We start from the raw sequence: 18,840 nt of genomic DNA, 5'->3' as shown, positions 1-18,840 counted from the left end.
GCGTTATTTGACAATCACCTTGGTGCCATTTCTGACCTGATTGAACAGATACATCACATCCGTGTTGGTCAGCCTGAAACAGCCGGATGTCTCATATCCACCTATGGTGCCGGCGCTGTTGGTCCCGTGGATGCGATAAAGCGTATCCCGGTTTCCGGAATAGAGGTACAGCGCACGCGCCCCGAGCGGATTATACGGGCCCGGCGGCACTTCGGTAGGCAGCGACGGATCCCGCTGGCGCATGGCCGAAGGCGGCCGCCAGGCTGGCCATTCGGCCTTGCGGCCGACAACGGTCGTGCCGGTCCAGACAAACCCATCACGCCCGACCGAAATAGAATAGCGTTCTGCCATTCCATTGCCGAGTACGCGATGCAACGTCCGCTCTTTGTTCGAGATGATGATCGTTCCGGCCTTTTCATTGCTGGCAAATGGAACGACCTCCATGGTTTTCTGACCGTGGGATCGGGGAATCTTCTTTACATCGCCAAGGGCCGCGGCCGGACTGAGGGCAAGGCCGGTAAAACCCGCCAGCACGGCGCGCCGCCTCAGTCTTGTCTGAATGGACTTGGGACTATTCATCTTTCAGCCTCTGCATTCAGTTCAATGGTTTTCATGTATTTGGTCAAGGACTTGGTAAAGCTGTTGCGCTTGGAGATTTCGTCGGGAAGCATGCCGCGATCGGCGGCCTCGCCGATCAGACCCGGATCGAAAGACACGAAGCTGAAGGGCGTGTCATCAAAAAGCTCCTTGAGCTTGCGCTTGCCGATACGTTGGCTGAACAGGCTCCGCGTGCTTTTGTTGATCAGCACCCTGACCGGAAAGCTTTCACCCCTCAGCCCTTTCACCCGTGTCACCAGATCCAGCGTATGTTTCAGGGCAGGCAAGTTGAGCTCGGTCACCAAAGTGCAGGTGTTGACGGCCGACAGCACCTCGTCTTTCCAATCCGTCTCATAATAAGGCAGGTCGAGGAAGGTATGCCGATGCTCAAGCGTCACCGCATCGAGCAGCCGCAGTACCAGTTCATACCCGTTCATTTCAGTGCTCAGCTCAGGGCGTTTGAAGGAATACAGGAAAAACCCCGCATCATGTCGCTGCTGGATCACGCTGATGAACTCGGAGTCGATCCGGCGCGGAGATGAAACGACATTGCCAAGATTGACGTCGCTGACCATGTTCAGCAGGTAGCTGCAGTTTCCGGTCGAAAAATCCAGATCGAAAAGCGCGATATCGGCTTTCTTCCGGAAAAGGTTGCTGGCCGCGATCCCCGCCATCGACACCGCAATCGTGGAGGCGCCCGCCCCACCCACGCAGGAGACAACGGCATGAACGCGGTTGTGGCTGGCCTTGTTGCTGCGCACCGATGCGTTGATCGCATTGATCAGCTCCTCACCGTTGATAGGCTTGTTGAGCCAGTCCTCCACATTGTACTTGAACAGCTTGCGCATCGCTTCCGAGCCAAGCTCATGCGACACTACGATCAGCGGAATGGACGGTGCCTGTCCGCGAACTTCGGAAAGCAGCCTGTCTTCCTCGTTTTCCAGTTTGGACAGGTCGATGATAACCACATCGGCCGCGTCTTCCGACAACTGATCCGGAAGCTGGTCGGGCGTGATCCGGTTCAGCGTGCAATTCGCCTTACTGGTGAGGTGCGCCGCCACATCATCCTGATGCGTCCCCTCGGCATTGATCAACAAGATATTGGTTTTGTTGGAAAGTTTCATACTACTCTGCTCTTGATTCTTAGGGGCACGTGTCTTTGCAATCGTTGACGTCTTCGCTTGTGATGCTCACCGGCTGAGCGGGCATTGTGAGAGTTCCGAAGGCCGGGATGAGATCGTCCAGAAGCAGGAAATCAAAGGTCAGATTCCGCAACTCGACTGTGATGTTGGTCACCGGCCCGCCGGGCCGTCCGATATATCCCAGCCCCGAGCGATAATATGTAACCTGCACATTATTCAGTCCAATGAAGGGCGCCACGTCGCACATACCGACGACAGCACCCAGTGTCGTCTGAAGCGGGTCGCAATTCGTATCGCTCCCGGTCAGAAGCCGGGCAAGGCGCTGCTGGTCACAAGCCGGGCCGCTCGGGCCGCAGGACACGGCGATTGTGCTTCCGTTGACGGAATCGCCCTCGCCCGTCGATGTCCAGTCTGCCGACAGCGCGGCATAGGCGGTATCGCCCACGATGGGCGATGAAACGGCAGCCACTCGCGCGCCGATCTGCGCCGCCTTGGTGGATTGGTTCCACTGGAAAACGGCAACACCCGCCTCAACCATCACGATCAGGATGGTCAGGACAATGGGCATGATCAGCAGCGTTTCGGTCAGCGAAAGGCCGCGTTCATCCGTCCAGAAACGTTTCAGCGATACGCTCACCATCCGATATATCTCATCTGGGCCCAGTAACCGATTTCGACCGTCCCCGTCAGGACCGCGTTGAACAGCGGCGATCCCTGATAGTCGGTTGAGGTGCTGACTGTGACCATATCGGTGTCATCCGGCACGGGATCGGGTGTGGCGGGTGTGATGGTGACATCGGAAATGCTCCATCCCGGCACGCGCGGGTTTCCGGTGCCATCGGGGTTTCCGAACACGGCGATGTTGCGCGCCTTGTCGATCGTACATGGCATATAGGTCGCACCGTTGGCCAACGGTCTGCAACGGCTCCAGTAGCGGGCCGCGTCGCGCACACCAACCTGCAACTGCTGGCGCTGCCACATCATATTGCCGAACTCCAGGATCCCCACGGCAAGGATCAGAAGAATAGGAAGCGCCAACAGGGCCTCGATCAGCACAACCCCGTCTTCGTTTTCCCGAAATGATCTGCCGCGCCGGGTCAACATCCCTTCGCCCCCTACAGATTCGCCCCCAAAAGGCTCGGCTGACGTAACCGTCCTTCAAATCGTCAATAAAATGGGGCGGCGGGTTTAGGCGCCGCCTTCAGAGCGGAACTTAGCCGCCGTATTCGATATCCGTGTCTTCAACATTTTTCGGCCAGGCGGTGATTTCCTGTATTGCGGTATTCGCCTGGTTCGCGTTGCCGGCCCGGCTCGAAACCGTGTCCCAGCGATTGATGTATTCCGCAGCACATCCCGCTGTCAGCAACGGGGCGCAGACCGCGAAGACGACCACTTTATTTCTTGGTGATAATGCCATCTTCAAACTCCAGATCAATCATGTGTCCATAGGGGCCGACGACACCGTCGCCCTGTTGGAATTTGCGGATCAGTTTTTTGTCCACTTCGAGCATTCCGAGGAGGAAAAGCTCGACATCGTTGGACGGCCGCGTGGTATCCAGCGGTGTCGCCAGAGGCTCGCCCGGTTTCGCGGGGCGCACAAGGCGCGGCGTCACCAGGATGACCAGATCGGTCTCGCGCTTCTGGAAGCGGGTCGATCTGAACAGCGCACCCAGGACCGGCACCTGGCCAAGCCACGGCACCTGGCTCACGTTACGGGCATTGTTGGCTTGCAACAGGCCGGCGATGGCAAAGCTTTGGCCGCTTCGCAGCGACACGGTAGTTTCAGCCTTGCGCGAGATGAACCCGGGTTGACCGTTCACGTCAATTGACGGGTCGATATCGCTGACTTCCGGGCTGATACGAAGCTGGATCAGTTCGTCATCCAGAACGATCGGGAAAAAGTTCAGCCTGACACCAAACTCCCGGTAATCCGTGCTGGTGGTGACAACCCCGTTTTCATCCGCGGTAGAAACCGAAATCGGCACTTCACCACCGACCACGAAATTGGCTTCGTTTCCGCTCGACGTGACCAGCTTGGGATTTGCCAGACGCCGGGCAAGTCCCCGTGCTTCGAGTGCGTTGATCACGAGGTCGATCTGAAAGCCGGAAATCTCCAGAAGGCTGCCAATTGCAATCCCGAAGGGCGCATCGGTCGGAGTGGCGCCGGTGTCCAGCGTATTTGAACCGCTGTCATTTGATCCGTTGAGTTCCACGCCAAGCTCGCGACCTGAATTGCGTTCCACCTCGATGATCCGCACGTCCAGCTCAACCTGCTGCGCACTTTCGACGCGCACGGCATTGATCACCGGCTGCTCGGTATATTGCGAGGCGATATCCAGAACGCGGCGCAGTTCCACATTGTCACGCACCTTGCCGGACAATCTGACGCGATCGTTCACATTGGTCACGGTGATCTGCGCCGACGGTGCCGCCGATTGAATGGCCTTCTTCAGATCGCTGAAATCAGTGCGCACCTTGACATCAATCACTTCAAGCAGCTGCTTCTCCACCGAATACAGCGTGATATTCGTGGTGCCGTTTGCTTTGGACTGGATGTAAAGCGACGTATCGGTCAGCGGAAAAACGTCCAGGATGGCCGTATTGCCGATCAGGATGTCGGCGAATGGCTGATCTGTCTCAACGGTCAGTGTCTGGCCCGCGGCCATCACGATGTTGCTGACGCGCCCATCGTCGACGATGATTGTTCTTGTTTGTGCAGAGGCAATGCTGCTCAGCATAAGCATCGCCACTGTCAACGCGGCGATCCCCAACTTAACGCACTCTAGCACGGCGACTCCAGCGCCAAGGCTGTCTCGTCTATGTCTCATGTTCCGACCTGTATATGTCCCGCATCCGTCACATTATCTTTTCGAACTCTTTTCACCACGAACACAGGAATTGGACCCCTTCTTATTGCGAAGTCTCTTCGGGGACGGCGGTTGTTTCTTCTTCTTCGCCATTTTCCGAATTGTTCGCATCGACCTTGTATTCATCCCGCGTACCATTGCGGATCACACCCACAGTGCGTTTCACCGGGATGATCGGCACGATTGGTTGTACTTCTTTTTCAACCACAACCTCTTTAATAACTTCGCGCTCTACAATAACCGGTTCTTGCTCATTAATCTTCTGTTCAACGCCGCGAATTTGCTCTGCCATGCCGTCAGAGAGGTTTTTGAGCAACATTTCGATGTTTTCGATGCGCTCAAGGGACGGATCCGCCTCTTCTGTGGCGCTGTTTTGCTCTTCGACAGCCGCCTGCAACAGGTCTTCGGCGACATCGAATTCATTCAGATCGTTGATCGTGATGCGCTCGTTCGCCTCAATATCGTTGGACGCGACGTTGCGCAGCGCCAGGGACAGCGTGCCGACATTCGACGCCAGCACCAGTTTCTGGGCTTCGGATGTGTCGACCTCAAAGGTCACCGTCCGCACAACGCTGGGCTTGTCCTTGCGGTCATCGGCAATCTGGTCAATGGCGAGAACCTTCACGCCCTGCAACAGCACATCGACAAAGCTACCGCCTTTTCCGTCCTTGCGTGTCAGCAAGATATCGACCCGGTCACCCGGCAGGACAAAGCCGGCAACGCCAAGCACGTCGTTGACGCGGATCGAAATCGCCTTTTTCCCCGGTGACAGCGCAGTGGACAGCTTTGCGCGCTGTCCGGGATCGGTGACTTTCGACGCAAGAATGGGCTCGCCCGGCGCCATGCTGGTCAGGGCAAAACGCGCTGTATCCTCGGTTGTCCCGACAACCAGCGCGTCAACCGTGTCAAAAGAACCTTCCGGCTTCAGGTCGCCCGCCCAGGCGATTTCTCTCACCTTGGTGTTGTCGATCCGCTCGCCAAAGCTGATGGCCTCGTTGGCCACGACAATCGTGTTTTCAGGCTTCGCTTCGGCTTCAGCCTGCGATTGTCGTTGCAGAAGGTCACTGGCGAACTGCTGGCGCTCTAAGTCGAGCCAGTTCTGTGCGCCATAGACAGCAAGCCCGGCAAGGATAACTGCGATTAAAAGGCTAGCGATCGTTGAAAACCGCATTTGACTGCTCCTGGAAATACGGCCGGATCGTCAATTATGCTAAGCTGACGGCACCAGGGATAAAATCGGCATATTGCCTGACCCGCAATATCATTAAAAAATTCACATGGCTACCAAGTGCGGGGTTTTACAATCGCGCACCCCGGTCAAAGACCGGGATGCCCATTTACTCAGACCGGCAAAGCTCTGGCTCTCCAAAACTTGCCCTTTTGCGATCAGGTGATCGGCGGCGGCGCACCCGTCAGGCTGTTGATCCAAGTCGCCCAGCCATTCCAGAGGGTACCCAGCTGCCCACCGAAGGCGAGCACTGCGGTGATCACCGCAGCGGTCAGAAGACCAAGCAGGATGAGATATTCGGTGAGCGCCAGACCATCTTCGTCGCTCTGAAATCTGCGGAACAAATCCACAATGTAGTGGTTTACCTTATTAAGCATAAGCCCTTCTCCATTTTCTGCCGTGAAATCGGCGAACAATTCACTCAACTTTCACCAAACTCGATGAGGACCCCCAATATCGATCGCGAAACACAGAGCGAACAAATATCACCTCATTGAGGACACATTGTTGCCATAGTACGAAAGCAGATCAAGGAATGAACGGGGAAAAGCCTGCATTTCTAATCACTTCTAATACAATTGCTGGTTTTTAGGATTATTTCGCTCAATTCAGCAACGGTAGAAACCGCATAGGTTGTTAAGTATTTTTTAATAACTTGTTAAGATTGTGTTGATCAGGCGTGATTCTTGATCTGACGAGAATCATCGAGCTCTACCGAGAGATGATTCGTCCGAGTCACGATCCGCATACCGAAGGTGAACGCGATCAGCGAACGAGTATCGCCTCGTCGCGAATGAAGGTTTCCAGATTCCCGTTTCCACCAACGCCGGTAATATCGATGATTTCGATATCAATCGTCATGTCTGTACTCGGGGCATAGTTGATCATAGGACGGGTCATGAAGATATTCGCATAGGCGTTCACCGGGAAATTGGTCCGCCCGTTATTGTTGGAATACGTGCCGCAATCCACGATAGCCGCAACCATGACACGGGGGTCTGGCCCGGTCGTGGGATCATCGGGGTCCCACGGAGCGACCGTTCCGGGTGTGCACAATGCTTCACCGGATTCGCCCGTCGTACTTCCAAGGGTCCGGTACTGATAGTCAAATCCGGTGGTGTTATCCGAAGACTGTTCCCACAGATAGACATCATAGCGCGACGGTCCGGTAAAACCCGGGCCCGAATATGTCGAGGGGTCGGCACCAGGAAAACTGCTGGTGATCGTAGAGGCCAGAACGTTGTTGGTGCCATAGTTACGGTCCAGATATTCCTGCACATCCCAGGCCCCGGATCCGATATAGGCCCCCGCGACCCCCGCATTCATCCCGAGTGACCCGTCCGTGTTCGGTGACTGCATGGTCAGATTATCAGGCAGGCCATAGGCCGGATCGATCGTTCCATTCAGGTTGAACGTACCCGAGTTCGTGTCCCAGACGTGATCGTCCCCGACAACCACGGCGTTTCCACCGCTGGTTGGAATACTGCCGCCCTGGGTTACACAATTGTCAACATTCGGACCGGACGACGACGGATGAATGCCCTTGCGCACATTGCGAGAGGTCCGCGCCGTAAAGCCGTTCGCTCCTGACGCACCTCCGTTCTGGTAGGGCGACAGATACATATCGAACCGCGTGTTGATCCCGGCCGCGATGCTGTTGCTCGCCCCTGGCTTGGTTTCAACACTGCCGGCTTCATAACAGGTTCCGTTGGGCGCCCCGGCAAAGAGGTCCGAGATAGCCCGGGCGCCGTTGTTCACATCCGGATCGTTCACGCTGAGAAATCCGAAATTCCCCGGGGTATGCGTGTCATTGCCCGCCGGGTGCAGGCGGACCATCCGCCCATGCAGATCGCCGCGGGCAAAAGCTGCCTGAAGCTCATCGCCCACATACTGACCCGATGCATCGAATTCGAACGGATTGCAGATATAGAGCGGTGGAATATCGCAGACTGCAGAGGTGGATTTTGCCACCGCAGTCGCCGCAATCGGAATTGAAGACAGCGCATTGAGAGGGCTGAAAAACACGTTTTCAAGGTTGCGCGACTGTGCCTGCACATAAACATACTCGGCATCTTCGCCATCTGTGGTGGAATAGGTGGTCAGCCAGGCCGCATCGATCGGAGTCGTATCGAATTCAGGGATATCCGTCAGAAAGGTCACCCCGAACTCGTTTCCGGATGTATCCTCATAGGTCAGCACGATTTCCACGTCGGTCCCGGTTGAGACAAGCATGCTGACCGTGTTGCTCACATTCGCCATCGCGGCCTTGGCGTCGTCAATGGCATCGGGGCCACCATCGAGCTCTCTCGCGCCCGCCAATGCTACGGCATCCGCCGCCGCCGCGAGGTCGGCATGCGCGTTGTTGCCCCGGCCGATGTCGATAATGATGAAGGCGAAGCCGATAAACACCGGCATCACAAGCAGCGCAAAAACCAGGACAAAGCCCCGGCGATCCCTGCAGAATGAGCGCATCGCACGCCTCTCCCCTAAAAAGTCTTTCCCGTCAAATTGCTAACGAATATCCCACACAGCCCCGTTTTCTTCAAGCCTGAGAAAAAAGGCGCAACAGAATAACGGGGATCGCAGCGGCGCCCATGATTACCGCATAAGGTGCCTTTCCGCTTGTACGTATCTCGCCAAGCCTTTGCCAAAGCACAGACTTGTTTCGGAAGATCCGCGCCGCCTGCAAAGCGATCAGGAACATGACCGACACCCCCAGCAGAAGCACCGCGAAGAGCCATAGCCGGTCCAATCCGATGAACAGGCCAAGTGCGAAATACAGCTTCACATCACCCGCGCCCATCAACCGCATGAGCCACATCACCAGTCCGGGGACGAACAACACAACCCCAGCCGCCAGATCACTGGCCAGAGCGGAAAAACCGGTCAGAGCCGCATAAAGGCCGTAGAGAGCCAGAAGCAGGAGAACCGCACTGTTGCGGATGGTCAGATGACGAAAATCATACCAGGCGACATGCAGGATAAGCCCTAGGGCCATGGCCCCCACGACAAGGGCGGGCAGATCCAAGACGCTCACCGAAAGCTCTTAATCAGATGCCCTGCAGATCGCCCGGAGAGCGCTTCACGTAGTTGATGGAGTTGCGCAGCATTTCCAGATTGTTCGCTGCCCGCTCGTTAGAGGGGTCGATCTCATACGCCTTGATGAAATGCTTGCGCGCCCCGCGCAAATCGCCACGCAACAACAGGGAGTACCCGTAATTGTTGTGGAACTCGATCCTGTTCCCGATAATCGGCTTCAGCTTGCGATACGCCACATCGGCCTTGTCGAAACGGTTCAGCATGTCCGAAGCCGCGGCAAAGCCCAGCCAGGCCGCCGGATCTTCGGGGGTAACGTCTATGGCCTTGTCAAAAAGCTTGTACGCCCGCCCGTAATTGCCTTCCCGGAACTGTATTTTCGCAGCGACCAGCGGATCTTCGTCCTGATAGTAGCTGCGGTTCGACGTATCCTGTGTGGCTGAGAAGACATCGCTGAACGGCGAGGTCTCGCAACTGGCCAAAGCAGTCACAAGTATAAAGCCCAGCACAACTCTCATCGGTCCCATCCCGTAATCCCTCGGCGAAAATATCGGCCGCCTGCTCTTCTTTTATGGTTCGACCGACGTAAATCAAAGCAGAAAGTGCCGAATAAATACCGCCGCGAATAGGTAAAAAATTAACAACAGCGCAAAATGCGCCCTTTTTGCACTATTCAGCTTCGAAAGTCCGCACATTGATAGAAGAAAAACGGTGTTTGCGCCTGTTTCAGCGTGCCGTCCGCCAATGGCACTCCGACCGTCACAGGTGCGACCCAGACAGCGCGGTAAAGCCCGGGAAGCCGCGATCGCAGGACGATGAGATCAAGCTCGGGCAAAGCGGCGCAAACGCGTTCAAACGTCGCTTTGCCGGAAGGCAAAGTTGCGTATTTGTCCTGTTTTTGTGGGCATTGCGATGTCTGATCTGCCGGAAACTCATCGCTGTTGAGTGCTGACAGGACCATTCCACGCCTGATGATTTCAACGGCCTGATCGCGATAAAAGACCATCCCGCCCTTCTGTCGGCAGGAGTAGAAATGCGGCCGACGCAAGCTGAACCACATCACCTGAAGCCCACTGTCCCAAAAAACCGTCTTGTCTTCCAGCAGACTGCTCAGCTCCTCTGGGGGTGGGTGTGCCGTCTCGGTAAAGCGTGTCCAGTCCGAGCGCACATCGACAGTGATCAGGCCCAGGATCAGGGCAACAGCCGCAAACCCGCCTGCAATGGCAGTAACTGCGCTGCCCTTGAGAATGAGAATGACAGCCCCTACGCAAAGCGCCGTCTTCAGCCACGGCATGAGGTCTTCCGGTGGTTCGGAAATCAGGATCTGAATAAGCGCAGCGGCAAACGCAAGCAAAAGCACAAAGATCGGGACCGATGACAGAAGCCGATACTTCAACGCAAGGATCGGCCCCTTGCGGTCCTCGACCCAGAGAACGACCGCCGCAATCACACCGAGCAGACCCGAGAAGAGCGGCGTCATGAAAAAGGCCATCTCAAGCAGGTTCACCACCAAAGCAAGCATTAAAAATTGTCGCCCTCGCCCCTGAGGAACACACTGAACGGCATGAAACGCCATGACATTGGCGAGCAGAGCAAAGAGGAACAGCACCCGCCAAAGCTGCAATCCGATGAAAAGCCGGTTGCCCAGCAGATCTGCGAACACAAAGGAAAGCGCTAAAAAAAGTGCGGTAACCACAAGCGCGGCCTGGGCAAGGCGCTTGCGCGGGTCAGAGTCTTTTTTCAGAATAATGATTAGTATCAATAATTTGAGGAAGGTGCTTGCAAATCCATTGGCCCCCCAGTTCGATAAAAGAACAATCGGGTTATACGCTCTGACAATTGCGAACCACTCAGTTTCCATCTGCTCCCAGACCCAACTGAACGGTGCCAGTCCGGTCAGTCCCAGACCCGCAAGCACCAGTAATCCAAACGCGCTCAGCACGAGATATCGTGGGATATTTTCTATCAGCAGCCAGATGATCACCGCGAGCAGCGCCAGCCCCATCAACGGGTGCAGGACCGTCGCCATCAGCAGCAGCGCGGCCGTCAGCCACCAGCGCCGCTGAAGCGCGGTGCAAAGACTTGCGACGCCAAGCGCCTCTGCAAAGACACGCGGCGTGACGAAGCCCTCGCCATAAGACAAGATGCCGATCCCGTACCCGGGTGTGAGGGCAAGCGCGCCGAAGAACGCCAGAAGGCGCGCGCGCCTTGTCTCGAACAGACAGCAGACAAGATAGGCAAGTGCCGCGAACCAGCAGGCCAGGCCGATTGCATACAGAAGGATGTTGGCAGCATTGAGCCCGATCGCGTCTATCAGCGGCGCATAAACCCGCGTGAAGACCGAGAAGTCATCCTGATTGCCATATCGAAAGAAAATATCGTTGTTCAGATATTCGTCATTCAGCCGCCTGAGGGCCTGCACGCTATAGAGATGCGCATCGTGATAGATCCCGCGAAACGGTCGTGTCGTGAGCAGCAGCGCGACGGGAATGAGCCAGAGCACAAGACGCTGCCAGAGGGCCGGCGCAAGGATATCACCAATACCGCTGCTATTTGCCCTCATGATAGTCTTGTTCTGTGTTCACAGCCCATGTTTCGGCCCGAGTATCCTGACCGCTGGCAATGCCGTCTACAGCCACCATCGCCGTCAATATGGAATGATCCTGATTGTTGTAGCGATGCATCCCATTGCGCCCGACACAATACAGGTTATCGAACTCCATGACATAATCCCGGATCACGTCGAACCGTTCGTAGCTGCCAAAATACGCCGGATAGGCCTTCTTGGTGCGCACCACCACCGCATCCAGCAAATCTTCGGGGGTGGACACGCCAAGTTGCTCCAACTCCTTCACCGCGAAGGCGATGATGTCCTCGTCGGCCGACTGCCAGAAATCATCTGATTCATTCACGAAGTATTCGAGCCCCATCCAAATCGTCTCGGGATCGGCGACAAGATAAGGTGACCAGTTGTTGAAGAGCTGCAACCGGCCAACTTTCACATCCGGTTCCTGCACGTAGATCCAGTTATCGGGCAGTCTTTCCGCCAGAGTGGCCGCGGTTGCACCCTGCCCGAGTGTCAGGCGTTTCAGCAATACGCCGACGGTGATGAAATCGCGGTAGCTCAGCCCGTCCGAGACCTCCCGCACGGGCTTCGGGGCCTCCGGCTGCCAGCCACCGATCAGCTCCTGGACCGGCATCGACGAGAACACGAGATCGCCGTGATGCGTCTCTACCGTGCCATCGTCGCGCAGCACATCAACCGCCGTGATGCGTCCCGCCTCGTGGTGTACCTTAATCACCCGGTGGCCAAGGTGCAGCTCACCTCCGGCCTCCTGAACCTTGCGCGCCACCACTTCCCACAATTGGCCAGGCCCGTGTTTGGGATAGAGAAACCGTTCGATCAGGCTTGTTTCCACGCCTTTCTGAGAGATCGAGCCGCGGCGCGGGCGCAGTTTCTTGATCCCATGAAGGATCAGTCCGGTGATCGACACACCCTTGATGCGCTGAGCGCCCCAATCTGCGGGTATCTCACGACAGGGCACGCCCCAGACTTTCTCGGTGTAATTCTTAAAGAACGTTTCATACAGCGCGCGGCCAAAGCGGTTGATGATGAAATCCCGAAGCGTGACCTCAGGTCTGATCGGCATGAGCCGGGCTTTGCCGTAACTGCCAATGATCCGCAATGTCCGCGCCAGCCCAAGATTGCGAAATGTCTTCGGCGCGAATTTGATCGGATAATCATAGAATTTGCGCCCAAAGAGGATCCGCGAGACCCGCGAGCGCACCAGCATAACTTCATCAGTGACATCCGGGTCGGGCCCGTCCGATGCCCCCGACAGATCACGGCTCTTGTTCTGATAGCTGATGGTGATCGTCTCGCCCGCTTCCACGGCCCCGGCCTCCAACGGCAGGATCTGCGCCCACCAGTCCATGACCCGATCAGACTTGGAAAAGAAACGATGCCCGCCGATATCGATGCGGTTGCCCTTGTAGTTGACCGTGCGGGAAATGCCGCCCACCTGGGTATCCGCCTCGAAGATGATCGGCTTTATATCCGTGCGCGTCGCCAGCTCATGCGCCGCGGTCAGCCCGGCCGGTCCGGCCCCGATGATAAGCGCTTTGGCCTTGCTCATTGGCCTGATCCGCTTCTGAGCGCCGTGGTGTCCAATGCAGCGGGCACAGCCTCCTCGCGCCTGAAACTGACGTACTTATGCGCAAGGAAGGAATAAATCGCCGTCAGGCCGACCGCGATCACATGCGCCATCGTTTCCGGCATCAGTACGCCCGACCCGATCGCCTCAAGCGTGTCCGTCGCCCCCCAGCGCAGCAAGTGGGCCATCCCGGTGGTCAGCAACAGACCGATGACCGAAACACCCGTGAAATCAGCCAGTTCCTGGCGCCGAGTCCGACCCGAAGGCGGGTAGGTAAAGCGCCGGTTCAGCACAAAACTGACACTCATCCCCGCCAAAAACGCAAGCGCGACACTGATAGGATAGGTGATGAAACCATCAAGTCCCAACAGACCATAGAGGACAAAACCGACGCATATATTGACGGCGGCGGCACAGCCGGAACAAACGAGAAAGATATGAAACATGAACGGTCTGCCTGTGTGCTTCTTAAATGGCGGCCCGAGCCGACCGAAATTTTACCATAAAAAGGTTCTTTTCCGGCACGTTAGGCGGCTGAAAGATATTCGGGCAAGTCATTTTTTGGAAATTCTACGTTTCGCCGATCAAAATCTCCACCTCTCAAGAACGGTTCAGACTTTGCGAATTACCGCGTCCGCCTTGGTTTTACGCGCGCCTCTGGCAGAGCTCACAAGCTGTTCAACAGGCGGTCCGCAAACCCCTCATCAACTTTATCCAAGCTTTACCGCAGGTCGCCAAAGCCGCGGCCGGCGATTTGATTCAACGCAAGGCGGGCGCTCTTCTTTCCAGATAGTATTTTGATCCAATCTGATCGTGGGGACTTAGGGGCATGAATCGTACGTCAAGTTTCATTCTGGTTGCTGCTCTGCTCCTCGGGGCGAGCGCACTGGTTCACACCTACATCGATGGAAATGACGAAACCCTGCCTGCGGGCTTTGTCCAGGGCAATGGCCGGATTGAGGCCGAACAGGTCGAGATTGCTCCGTCCATCCCCGGACGTGTCGCGGATGTTCTGGTGTCCGAGGGCAGCATGGTCGCCGTGGGCGATATCCTCGTTGAAATGGATACCGATGAGCTGAAAGCGGCTCTGGACCGTGCGCAGGCGCAAGTCGCCCTGGCGCGACAGACAAAAGCCGAAGCCGAAGCCGTGGTGGTCCAACGGCAAAGCGAGGAGCGTCGCGCGCAGCACGAGCTGGAGCGGGCGACGGTGCTGTTGGGCGGCAACACCATTTCCGAGACCACGTTCGAGGACCGACAGACCGCGCATGAAGTGGCCAAGGCCGTTCTGGGCGCGGCGCAGGCGCGGGTTGCAACAGCCGAGGCCCAGATCACCGCAGCCGAAGCCGAAGCCCGGCGGATTACGGCGCAGATCGAGGACAGCACACTCACCGCGCCGATGCAGGGACGCGTGCTGTACCGGCTGGCGGAACGCGGCGAGGTTGTCGGCGCTGGTGGTCCGATCCTCACCCTTCTGAGCCTTGAGAATGTCTATATGGAAGTGTTCCTGCCCGCCCGCGAGGCCGGGTTGCTGCCGATCGGGGCGGAGGCGCGGATCGTGTTGGACGCCCTGCCCGATTATGCGATCCCGGCAGCTGTGACCTTTGTCTCGCCCGAGGCGCAGTTTACCCCGAAACAGGTCGAAACGCTGGACGAGCGCGAGCAGCTCGTTTTTCGCGTCCGCGTCCGCATTCCCCCAAACCTGGTTCAGGGGCGGATCGAACATGTGAAGACCGGGCTGCGCGGTGTCGCCGTGATCCGGCTCGATGAGAGCGCGATCTGGCCCGAGGCGCTGGAACGGCGCATTCCGCCCGAACTTTTCGAATGACCCAAGCTGCTGCGTCTCCGTTGAGCATTGATGGCGTCACCCATCGCTATCGCAAGCAGCTTGCCCTCGATGCGGTGTCACTCGATCTGCCCACCGGCAAGCTGGTTGGCTTCATCGGGCCAGATGGCGTGGGCAAGTCAACACTTCTAAGCCTGATCACGGGCGCCAAGAGGCTTCAATCCGGGGGCATCAATGTCTTGGGCGGGCCGATTGACAATGCCCGGCACCGGCGGCGCATCTGCCCGTCCATCGCCTTCATGCCGCAAGGGCTGGGCCGCAACCTGTATGCCGAGCTTACGGTGCGCGAAAACATCGAATTCTTCTCGCGTCTTTTTGGTCAGGGCGAGGCCGAACGCGAGATGCGCATCGCGGCACTCTTGTCGGCCACGGGCCTGGCACCGTTCGAAGATCGGCTGATGGGCAAGCTTTCAGGTGGCATGAAGCAAAAACTGGGCCTCTGCTGCGCGCTGGTGCATGACCCGAAACTTCTGGTGCTGGACGAACCCACGACCGGCGTCGATCCGGTATCGCGCCGACAGTTCTGGGCACTGATCGACGCGATCCGCAAGGACCGCGCGGATCTGACAGTCCTGGTGTCAACCGCGTATATGGAAGAAGCGCAGAGCTTTGACTGGATCGTGGCGATGGATGCGGGGCGGGTACTGTTCGAGGGCAGGCCCGACGAACTGAAGGGCGAGGCGAAGGATCTTGAAACAGCCTATCGCCGCCTTCAGGACCACGGTGCGGCATCCCCCCTGCCCGCAGCGCCACCAAGGGTTAAACTTGACGGACGCCCCGTCATCACCGCACGCGGGCTGACCCGGCGTTTTGGTGATTTCACCGCCGTCGATCAGGTGGATTTCGATATTCACAAGGGTGAAATCTTCGGCTTTCTTGGATCCAATGGTTGCGGCAAATCAACCACGATGAAGATGCTGACCGGCCTGCTGCCCGCCAGTGACGGCCACGCATATCTGTTTGGCCGCGCTGTTGATGCGCGCAATCGCGGGATGCGCCGCGATATCGGATATATGAGCCAGGCGTTTTCGCTATATGGAGAGCTGACCGTTCTGCAAAACCTGCGGCTGCACGCCCGCATTTTCGCGATACCTGACCCGGCGCGCCGCATTGAAGAACTGATGGACCGGTTCGGCCTGAGCACGCACAAGGACAAGCTTGCCGCCACCCTGCCCCTGGGTATCAAACAACGCCTGTCACTTGCGGTGGCGGTGATCCATCGCCCGAAGGTGCTGATCCTGGACGAGCCGACATCGGGTGTTGATCCGGCCGCGCGCGATGCCTTCTGGGCGCTTTTGCTGGAGCTGTCGCGCGGGGATGGCGTGACGATCTTCGTATCGACCCATTTCATGGGCGAGGCCGAGCGCTGCGATCGTGTCTCGTTCATGCATGCGGGCCGTGTTCTGGCCGAGGGGCGGCCCGAAGAGCTGATCGAGCGGGAACAGGCCGACAGCCTCGAAGACGCGTTTATCTCGATCCTCGAAACGGCCGAACCGCCCGCACCGGTCAAAGCCCCGGATGTTGCGCTGGACGGGATGAAATCACCCAACCGGGGCGGGTTTGGCCGTATGCTGGCCTATGCGCGCAGAGAGATGGTGGAGGTGCTGCGCGATGGCGTTCGGCTGGCCTTCGCGTTTCTGGGCTCGGCCATCCTGATGCTTGTCTTCTGCTTCGGGATCACGCTGGACATCAACGAGCTGAGCTTCGCGGTGCTCGACCTGTCGCAAGACCCCGAAAGCCGGGCCTATATCGCGGAAATCGAAGGGTCACGGTACTTCAAGCCGACAGAGCCTCTGACAAGCGCCGAAGAGGGCCGCGCGCGGCTGAAATCCGGTGAGGTATCGCTGGTCGTCGAACTGCCGCCGGATTTCGGGCGCAAACTGCGCGCCGGAGAGCGGACCGAGGTGCTAGCGACCGTTGATGGCGCAATCCCCTTCAAGGGAGAAACCGTCGAAGGCTACGTGGCCGGGCTGCACCAGACCTTCCTGGGCGTTCTGGCTGAGGAGAGCGGCGTCACGCCCTCTGGCTTGGCCCGGATCGAGCCGCGCTTTCGCTATAATCAAAGCTTTGAGAGCATCGCCGCGATGGCGCCCGCAATGCCCGCCATCCTGCTCATCATGCTGCCTGCCGTGCTCATGGCGGTCAGTGTGGCGCGCGAGCGCGAGCTTGGTTCGGTCATCAATTTCTACGTGACCCCGACAACGCGGTTCGAGTTTCTGATCGGCAAACAGCTTCCTTATATCGTCGTGGCCTATGCCAATTTCCTTCTGCTGACCGGTATGACGATCTTTCTCTTCGGCGTGCCGCTCAAGGGCGACCCCATTCCGCTTGCCATTGGGGCGTTTCTTTATGTCTGGGCCACCACGGCCTATGGGCTTCTCATTGCGACCATGACCTCCAGCCAGGTCGCCGCCACATTCGCCACCGCGATTGCATCGGTCGTGCCAACGATCCAGTTTTCGGGCCTGTTGCAACCGGTCTCGACCCTCGAAGGCGGGGCACAGGTGATCGGATCGTTCTGGCCGTCCTCTTACTTCCTGCACCTGAATGTGGGGGCCTTCACCAAGGGGCTGGGCTGGGAGGCTCTGGCGCCGGATATCCTTGCGCTGGCCTGTTTCGGGCCCGCCCTCACCCTCATCGCAGCGCTGGCGCTGCGCGCGCAGGAAAAGTAGATGCAAAGGCTTGCGTGCATATTCTGGCTCGGCCTGAAAGAAATAATGAGCCTGCGGCGCGACTGGGTGATGATGGCGCTGCTGGTCTGGTCCTTCACCCTGTCGCCGGTGATGGAAGCGACGGGCGTTGCCAATTCGGTCAACAACGCCTCGATTGCCTTCGCGGACGAAGACAACTCGCCACTGTCCCGGGCGCTCGCTGCGGGATTTTTCCTGCCCGAGTTTCAACCGGTCGTTCAGATCGAGCCCGGCACAGGCGCCGCCGACATGGACGCCGGGCGGTTCATCTTCGTTGTCGCGGTTCCCCCCGGCTTTGAAAAAGACGTACGCGCCGGGCACGCGCCGGAAATCCAGGTGCTGATTGATGCCACCGCGATGGAACAGGCCGGGATCGGCGCCAACTACATCATGAACATCCTGAGCACCGAGATCACCCGATACGCGATCGGGAAAGAGATCACCGCCCCGCCACCTGTCGAAATCATCCTGCGCAGCGCGTTCAATCCCAACCGGGACACGGTGCGCTTTGCCGGGATCGTGGCGCTGATCGGCCAGATCATGTGGCTCACCACGATTCTCACAGGTGCCGCCATGATCCGGGAACGCGAGCATGGCACCATTGAGCACCTTCTGGCGATGCCGCTGTCTGCCTTCGACATTGCCGTGGCCAAGATCTGGGCCAACGCGGCGGTGGTGCTGGTTGCGGCGGCGCTTTCCCTGACCTTCGTGATGCAGGGGTCACTGGGGATCAGCATCGCGGGGTCCAAGGCGCTTTTCCTGCTGGGTACGGCGCTGTTTCTGTTCACCGCGACGGCACTTGGGGTGTTCCTCGCGACAATCGCCCGATCCATGGCGCAGTTCGCGCTTCTGGTCATGCTGATCATCCTGCCCATGCTGATGCTGTCCGGAGGCGAAACGCCCGTCGAGGGGCAGCCCGAGTGGCTGCAGATTGCCACTCTGATCCTGCCATCTCGTCACTACATGGCGGCCAGCCAGGCCATCGTGTTCAAAGGCGCCGGGCTCGAGACTGTCTGGCCGGAATTCCTGTGGCTGACCGGTCTTGGCATCCTTCTGCTGGCGACAAGCCTCCTGCGATTCCGAAAATCGGTCATTCACGACAGCTAAGCGCATAGGGCCAGCGCCAAGGCGAACCGCACGGTGATTGCAAATCACCGGCCAAACATCTCAAGCCTGTACGGAGTATGGGTTTCCTGTGGTGCCGCTGAAGGGACTCGAACCCCCGACCCCATCATTACGAATAAGGGCTTTTCTACCCATGGTTGCACCGGTATAGTCCGGGG

The 18,840-nt window shown here is 57.9% G+C and carries 17 protein-coding genes; 3 read left to right on the top strand and 14 right to left on the bottom strand.

Going from position 1 to position 18,840, the window contains the following annotated elements; genetic code table 11:
* Window positions 1-3 precede the first annotated feature (3 nt).
* The 14 genes from EI983_RS18930 to EI983_RS18865 form a co-directional block, all read right to left on the bottom strand.
* Window positions 4-579: a L,D-transpeptidase gene (locus tag EI983_RS18930; RefSeq protein WP_198389346.1), complete on the bottom strand. Its 576-nt coding sequence runs from the start codon at window positions 577-579 to the stop codon at window positions 4-6.
* Window positions 576-1,721 (bottom strand): P-loop NTPase family protein, encoded by a 1,146-nt coding sequence (locus EI983_RS18925; RefSeq protein WP_157708888.1) that lies wholly within the window; start codon window positions 1,719-1,721, stop codon window positions 576-578. The genes EI983_RS18930 and EI983_RS18925 overlap by 4 nt, the downstream gene beginning before the upstream one ends.
* 19 nt (window positions 1,722-1,740) lie before the next feature.
* Window positions 1,741-2,379 carry a TadE/TadG family type IV pilus assembly protein gene (locus EI983_RS18920; RefSeq protein WP_157708887.1) on the bottom strand — a complete coding sequence of 213 codons (639 nt, stop codon included), beginning with the start codon at window positions 2,377-2,379 and terminating at the stop codon, window positions 1,741-1,743.
* Window positions 2,373-2,843 (bottom strand): TadE/TadG family type IV pilus assembly protein, encoded by a 471-nt coding sequence (locus EI983_RS18915; protein WP_157708886.1) that lies wholly within the window; start codon window positions 2,841-2,843, stop codon window positions 2,373-2,375. The genes EI983_RS18920 and EI983_RS18915 overlap by 7 nt, the downstream gene beginning before the upstream one ends.
* Before the next feature lie 109 nt (window positions 2,844-2,952).
* Entirely contained in the window at window positions 2,953-3,156 is a 204-nt protein-coding gene (locus EI983_RS18910; RefSeq protein WP_157708885.1) for a hypothetical protein, read from the bottom strand.
* Window positions 3,134-4,483 (bottom strand): type II and III secretion system protein family protein, encoded by a 1,350-nt coding sequence (locus tag EI983_RS18905; protein ID WP_198389345.1) that lies wholly within the window; start codon window positions 4,481-4,483, stop codon window positions 3,134-3,136. Before EI983_RS18905 ends, EI983_RS18910 begins: the two co-directional genes overlap by 23 nt.
* A gap of 166 nt (window positions 4,484-4,649) precedes the next feature.
* On the bottom strand, window positions 4,650-5,777 hold the full coding sequence (gene cpaB / locus EI983_RS18900; protein WP_157708883.1) for a Flp pilus assembly protein CpaB: 1,128 nt from the start codon (window positions 5,775-5,777) through the stop codon (window positions 4,650-4,652).
* Window positions 5,778-5,992: 215 nt separating this feature from the next.
* On the bottom strand, window positions 5,993-6,211 hold the full coding sequence (locus EI983_RS18895; RefSeq protein ID WP_157708882.1) for a Flp family type IVb pilin: 219 nt from the start codon (window positions 6,209-6,211) through the stop codon (window positions 5,993-5,995).
* A gap of 388 nt (window positions 6,212-6,599) precedes the next feature.
* The gene (locus EI983_RS18890) at window positions 6,600-8,306 is read right to left on the bottom strand and encodes a TadE/TadG family type IV pilus assembly protein (protein WP_157708881.1); all 1,707 of its coding nucleotides are present in this window, start codon (window positions 8,304-8,306) and stop codon (window positions 6,600-6,602) included.
* Between the two features lie 70 nt (window positions 8,307-8,376).
* Window positions 8,377-8,871: a prepilin peptidase gene (locus EI983_RS18885; protein WP_157708880.1), complete on the bottom strand. Its 495-nt coding sequence runs from the start codon at window positions 8,869-8,871 to the stop codon at window positions 8,377-8,379.
* Between the two features lie 13 nt (window positions 8,872-8,884).
* Complete coding sequence (locus EI983_RS18880) at window positions 8,885-9,397, bottom strand: tetratricopeptide repeat protein (protein WP_157708879.1); 513 nt, start codon at window positions 9,395-9,397, stop codon at window positions 8,885-8,887.
* 146 nt (window positions 9,398-9,543) lie between these two features.
* Window positions 9,544-11,013, bottom strand: coding sequence for a hypothetical protein (locus EI983_RS18875; protein ID WP_157708878.1), 1,470 nt, complete (start codon window positions 11,011-11,013; stop codon window positions 9,544-9,546).
* A 406-nt stretch (window positions 11,014-11,419) separates the two neighbouring features.
* On the bottom strand, window positions 11,420-13,006 hold the full coding sequence (locus EI983_RS18870; RefSeq protein WP_157708877.1) for an NAD(P)/FAD-dependent oxidoreductase: 1,587 nt from the start codon (window positions 13,004-13,006) through the stop codon (window positions 11,420-11,422).
* Window positions 13,003-13,470 (bottom strand): GtrA family protein, encoded by a 468-nt coding sequence (locus EI983_RS18865; protein WP_157708876.1) that lies wholly within the window; start codon window positions 13,468-13,470, stop codon window positions 13,003-13,005. Before EI983_RS18865 ends, EI983_RS18870 begins: the two co-directional genes overlap by 4 nt.
* Window positions 13,471-13,853: 383 nt before the next feature.
* Here EI983_RS18865 and EI983_RS18860 point away from each other — a divergent pair, with 383 nt between their 5' ends.
* Genes EI983_RS18860 through EI983_RS18850 form a run of 3 tightly spaced genes read left to right on the top strand, consistent with a single transcriptional unit; the run spans window position 13,854 to window position 18,664 of the window.
* Window positions 13,854-14,849: an HlyD family secretion protein gene (locus EI983_RS18860; protein ID WP_157708875.1), complete on the top strand. Its 996-nt coding sequence runs from the start codon at window positions 13,854-13,856 to the stop codon at window positions 14,847-14,849.
* On the top strand, window positions 14,846-17,539 hold the full coding sequence (gene rbbA / locus EI983_RS18855) for a ribosome-associated ATPase/putative transporter RbbA (protein WP_157708874.1): 2,694 nt from the start codon (window positions 14,846-14,848) through the stop codon (window positions 17,537-17,539). Before EI983_RS18860 ends, rbbA begins: the two co-directional genes overlap by 4 nt.
* Window positions 17,540-17,584: 45 nt before the next feature.
* Entirely contained in the window at window positions 17,585-18,664 is a 1,080-nt protein-coding gene (locus EI983_RS18850; RefSeq protein WP_246162230.1) for an ABC transporter permease, read from the top strand.
* The last annotated feature ends 176 nt before the right edge of the window (window positions 18,665-18,840 follow it).

The organism is Roseovarius faecimaris, from assembly GCF_009762325.1.
Classification (GTDB): domain Bacteria; phylum Pseudomonadota; class Alphaproteobacteria; order Rhodobacterales; family Rhodobacteraceae; genus Roseovarius; species Roseovarius faecimaris.
Note: the sequence above shows the minus strand (reverse complement) of the source record. Positions and strands in the feature narration are given on the sequence as shown.

Excerpts from the sequence above, each read along its gene's own strand:
- EI983_RS18880 (WP_157708879.1), bottom strand. The coding sequence starts at position 9,397 with ATGGGACCGATGAGAGTTGTGCTGGGCTTTATACTTGTGACTGCTTTG.
- EI983_RS18870 (WP_157708877.1), bottom strand. The coding sequence starts at position 13,006 with ATGAGCAAGGCCAAAGCGCTTATCATCGGGGCCGGACCGGCCGGGCTG.
- cpaB (WP_157708883.1), bottom strand. The coding sequence starts at position 5,777 with ATGCGGTTTTCAACGATCGCTAGCCTTTTAATCGCAGTTATCCTTGCC.
- EI983_RS18850 (WP_246162230.1), top strand. The coding sequence starts at position 17,585 with ATGAGCCTGCGGCGCGACTGGGTGATGATGGCGCTGCTGGTCTGGTCC.
- EI983_RS18925 (WP_157708888.1), bottom strand. The coding sequence starts at position 1,721 with ATGAAACTTTCCAACAAAACCAATATCTTGTTGATCAATGCCGAGGGG.
- EI983_RS18930 (WP_198389346.1), bottom strand. The coding sequence starts at position 579 with ATGAATAGTCCCAAGTCCATTCAGACAAGACTGAGGCGGCGCGCCGTG.
- EI983_RS18860 (WP_157708875.1), top strand. The coding sequence starts at position 13,854 with ATGAATCGTACGTCAAGTTTCATTCTGGTTGCTGCTCTGCTCCTCGGG.
- EI983_RS18915 (WP_157708886.1), bottom strand. The coding sequence starts at position 2,843 with ATGTTGACCCGGCGCGGCAGATCATTTCGGGAAAACGAAGACGGGGTT.
- EI983_RS18895 (WP_157708882.1), bottom strand. The coding sequence starts at position 6,211 with ATGCTTAATAAGGTAAACCACTACATTGTGGATTTGTTCCGCAGATTT.
- EI983_RS18865 (WP_157708876.1), bottom strand. The coding sequence starts at position 13,470 with ATGTTTCATATCTTTCTCGTTTGTTCCGGCTGTGCCGCCGCCGTCAAT.
- EI983_RS18920 (WP_157708887.1), bottom strand. The coding sequence starts at position 2,379 with ATGGTGAGCGTATCGCTGAAACGTTTCTGGACGGATGAACGCGGCCTT.
- EI983_RS18910 (WP_157708885.1), bottom strand. The coding sequence starts at position 3,156 with ATGGCATTATCACCAAGAAATAAAGTGGTCGTCTTCGCGGTCTGCGCC.
- EI983_RS18890 (WP_157708881.1), bottom strand. The coding sequence starts at position 8,306 with ATGCGCTCATTCTGCAGGGATCGCCGGGGCTTTGTCCTGGTTTTTGCG.
- EI983_RS18905 (WP_198389345.1), bottom strand. The coding sequence starts at position 4,483 with ATGCTTATGCTGAGCAGCATTGCCTCTGCACAAACAAGAACAATCATC.
- rbbA (WP_157708874.1), top strand. The coding sequence starts at position 14,846 with ATGACCCAAGCTGCTGCGTCTCCGTTGAGCATTGATGGCGTCACCCAT.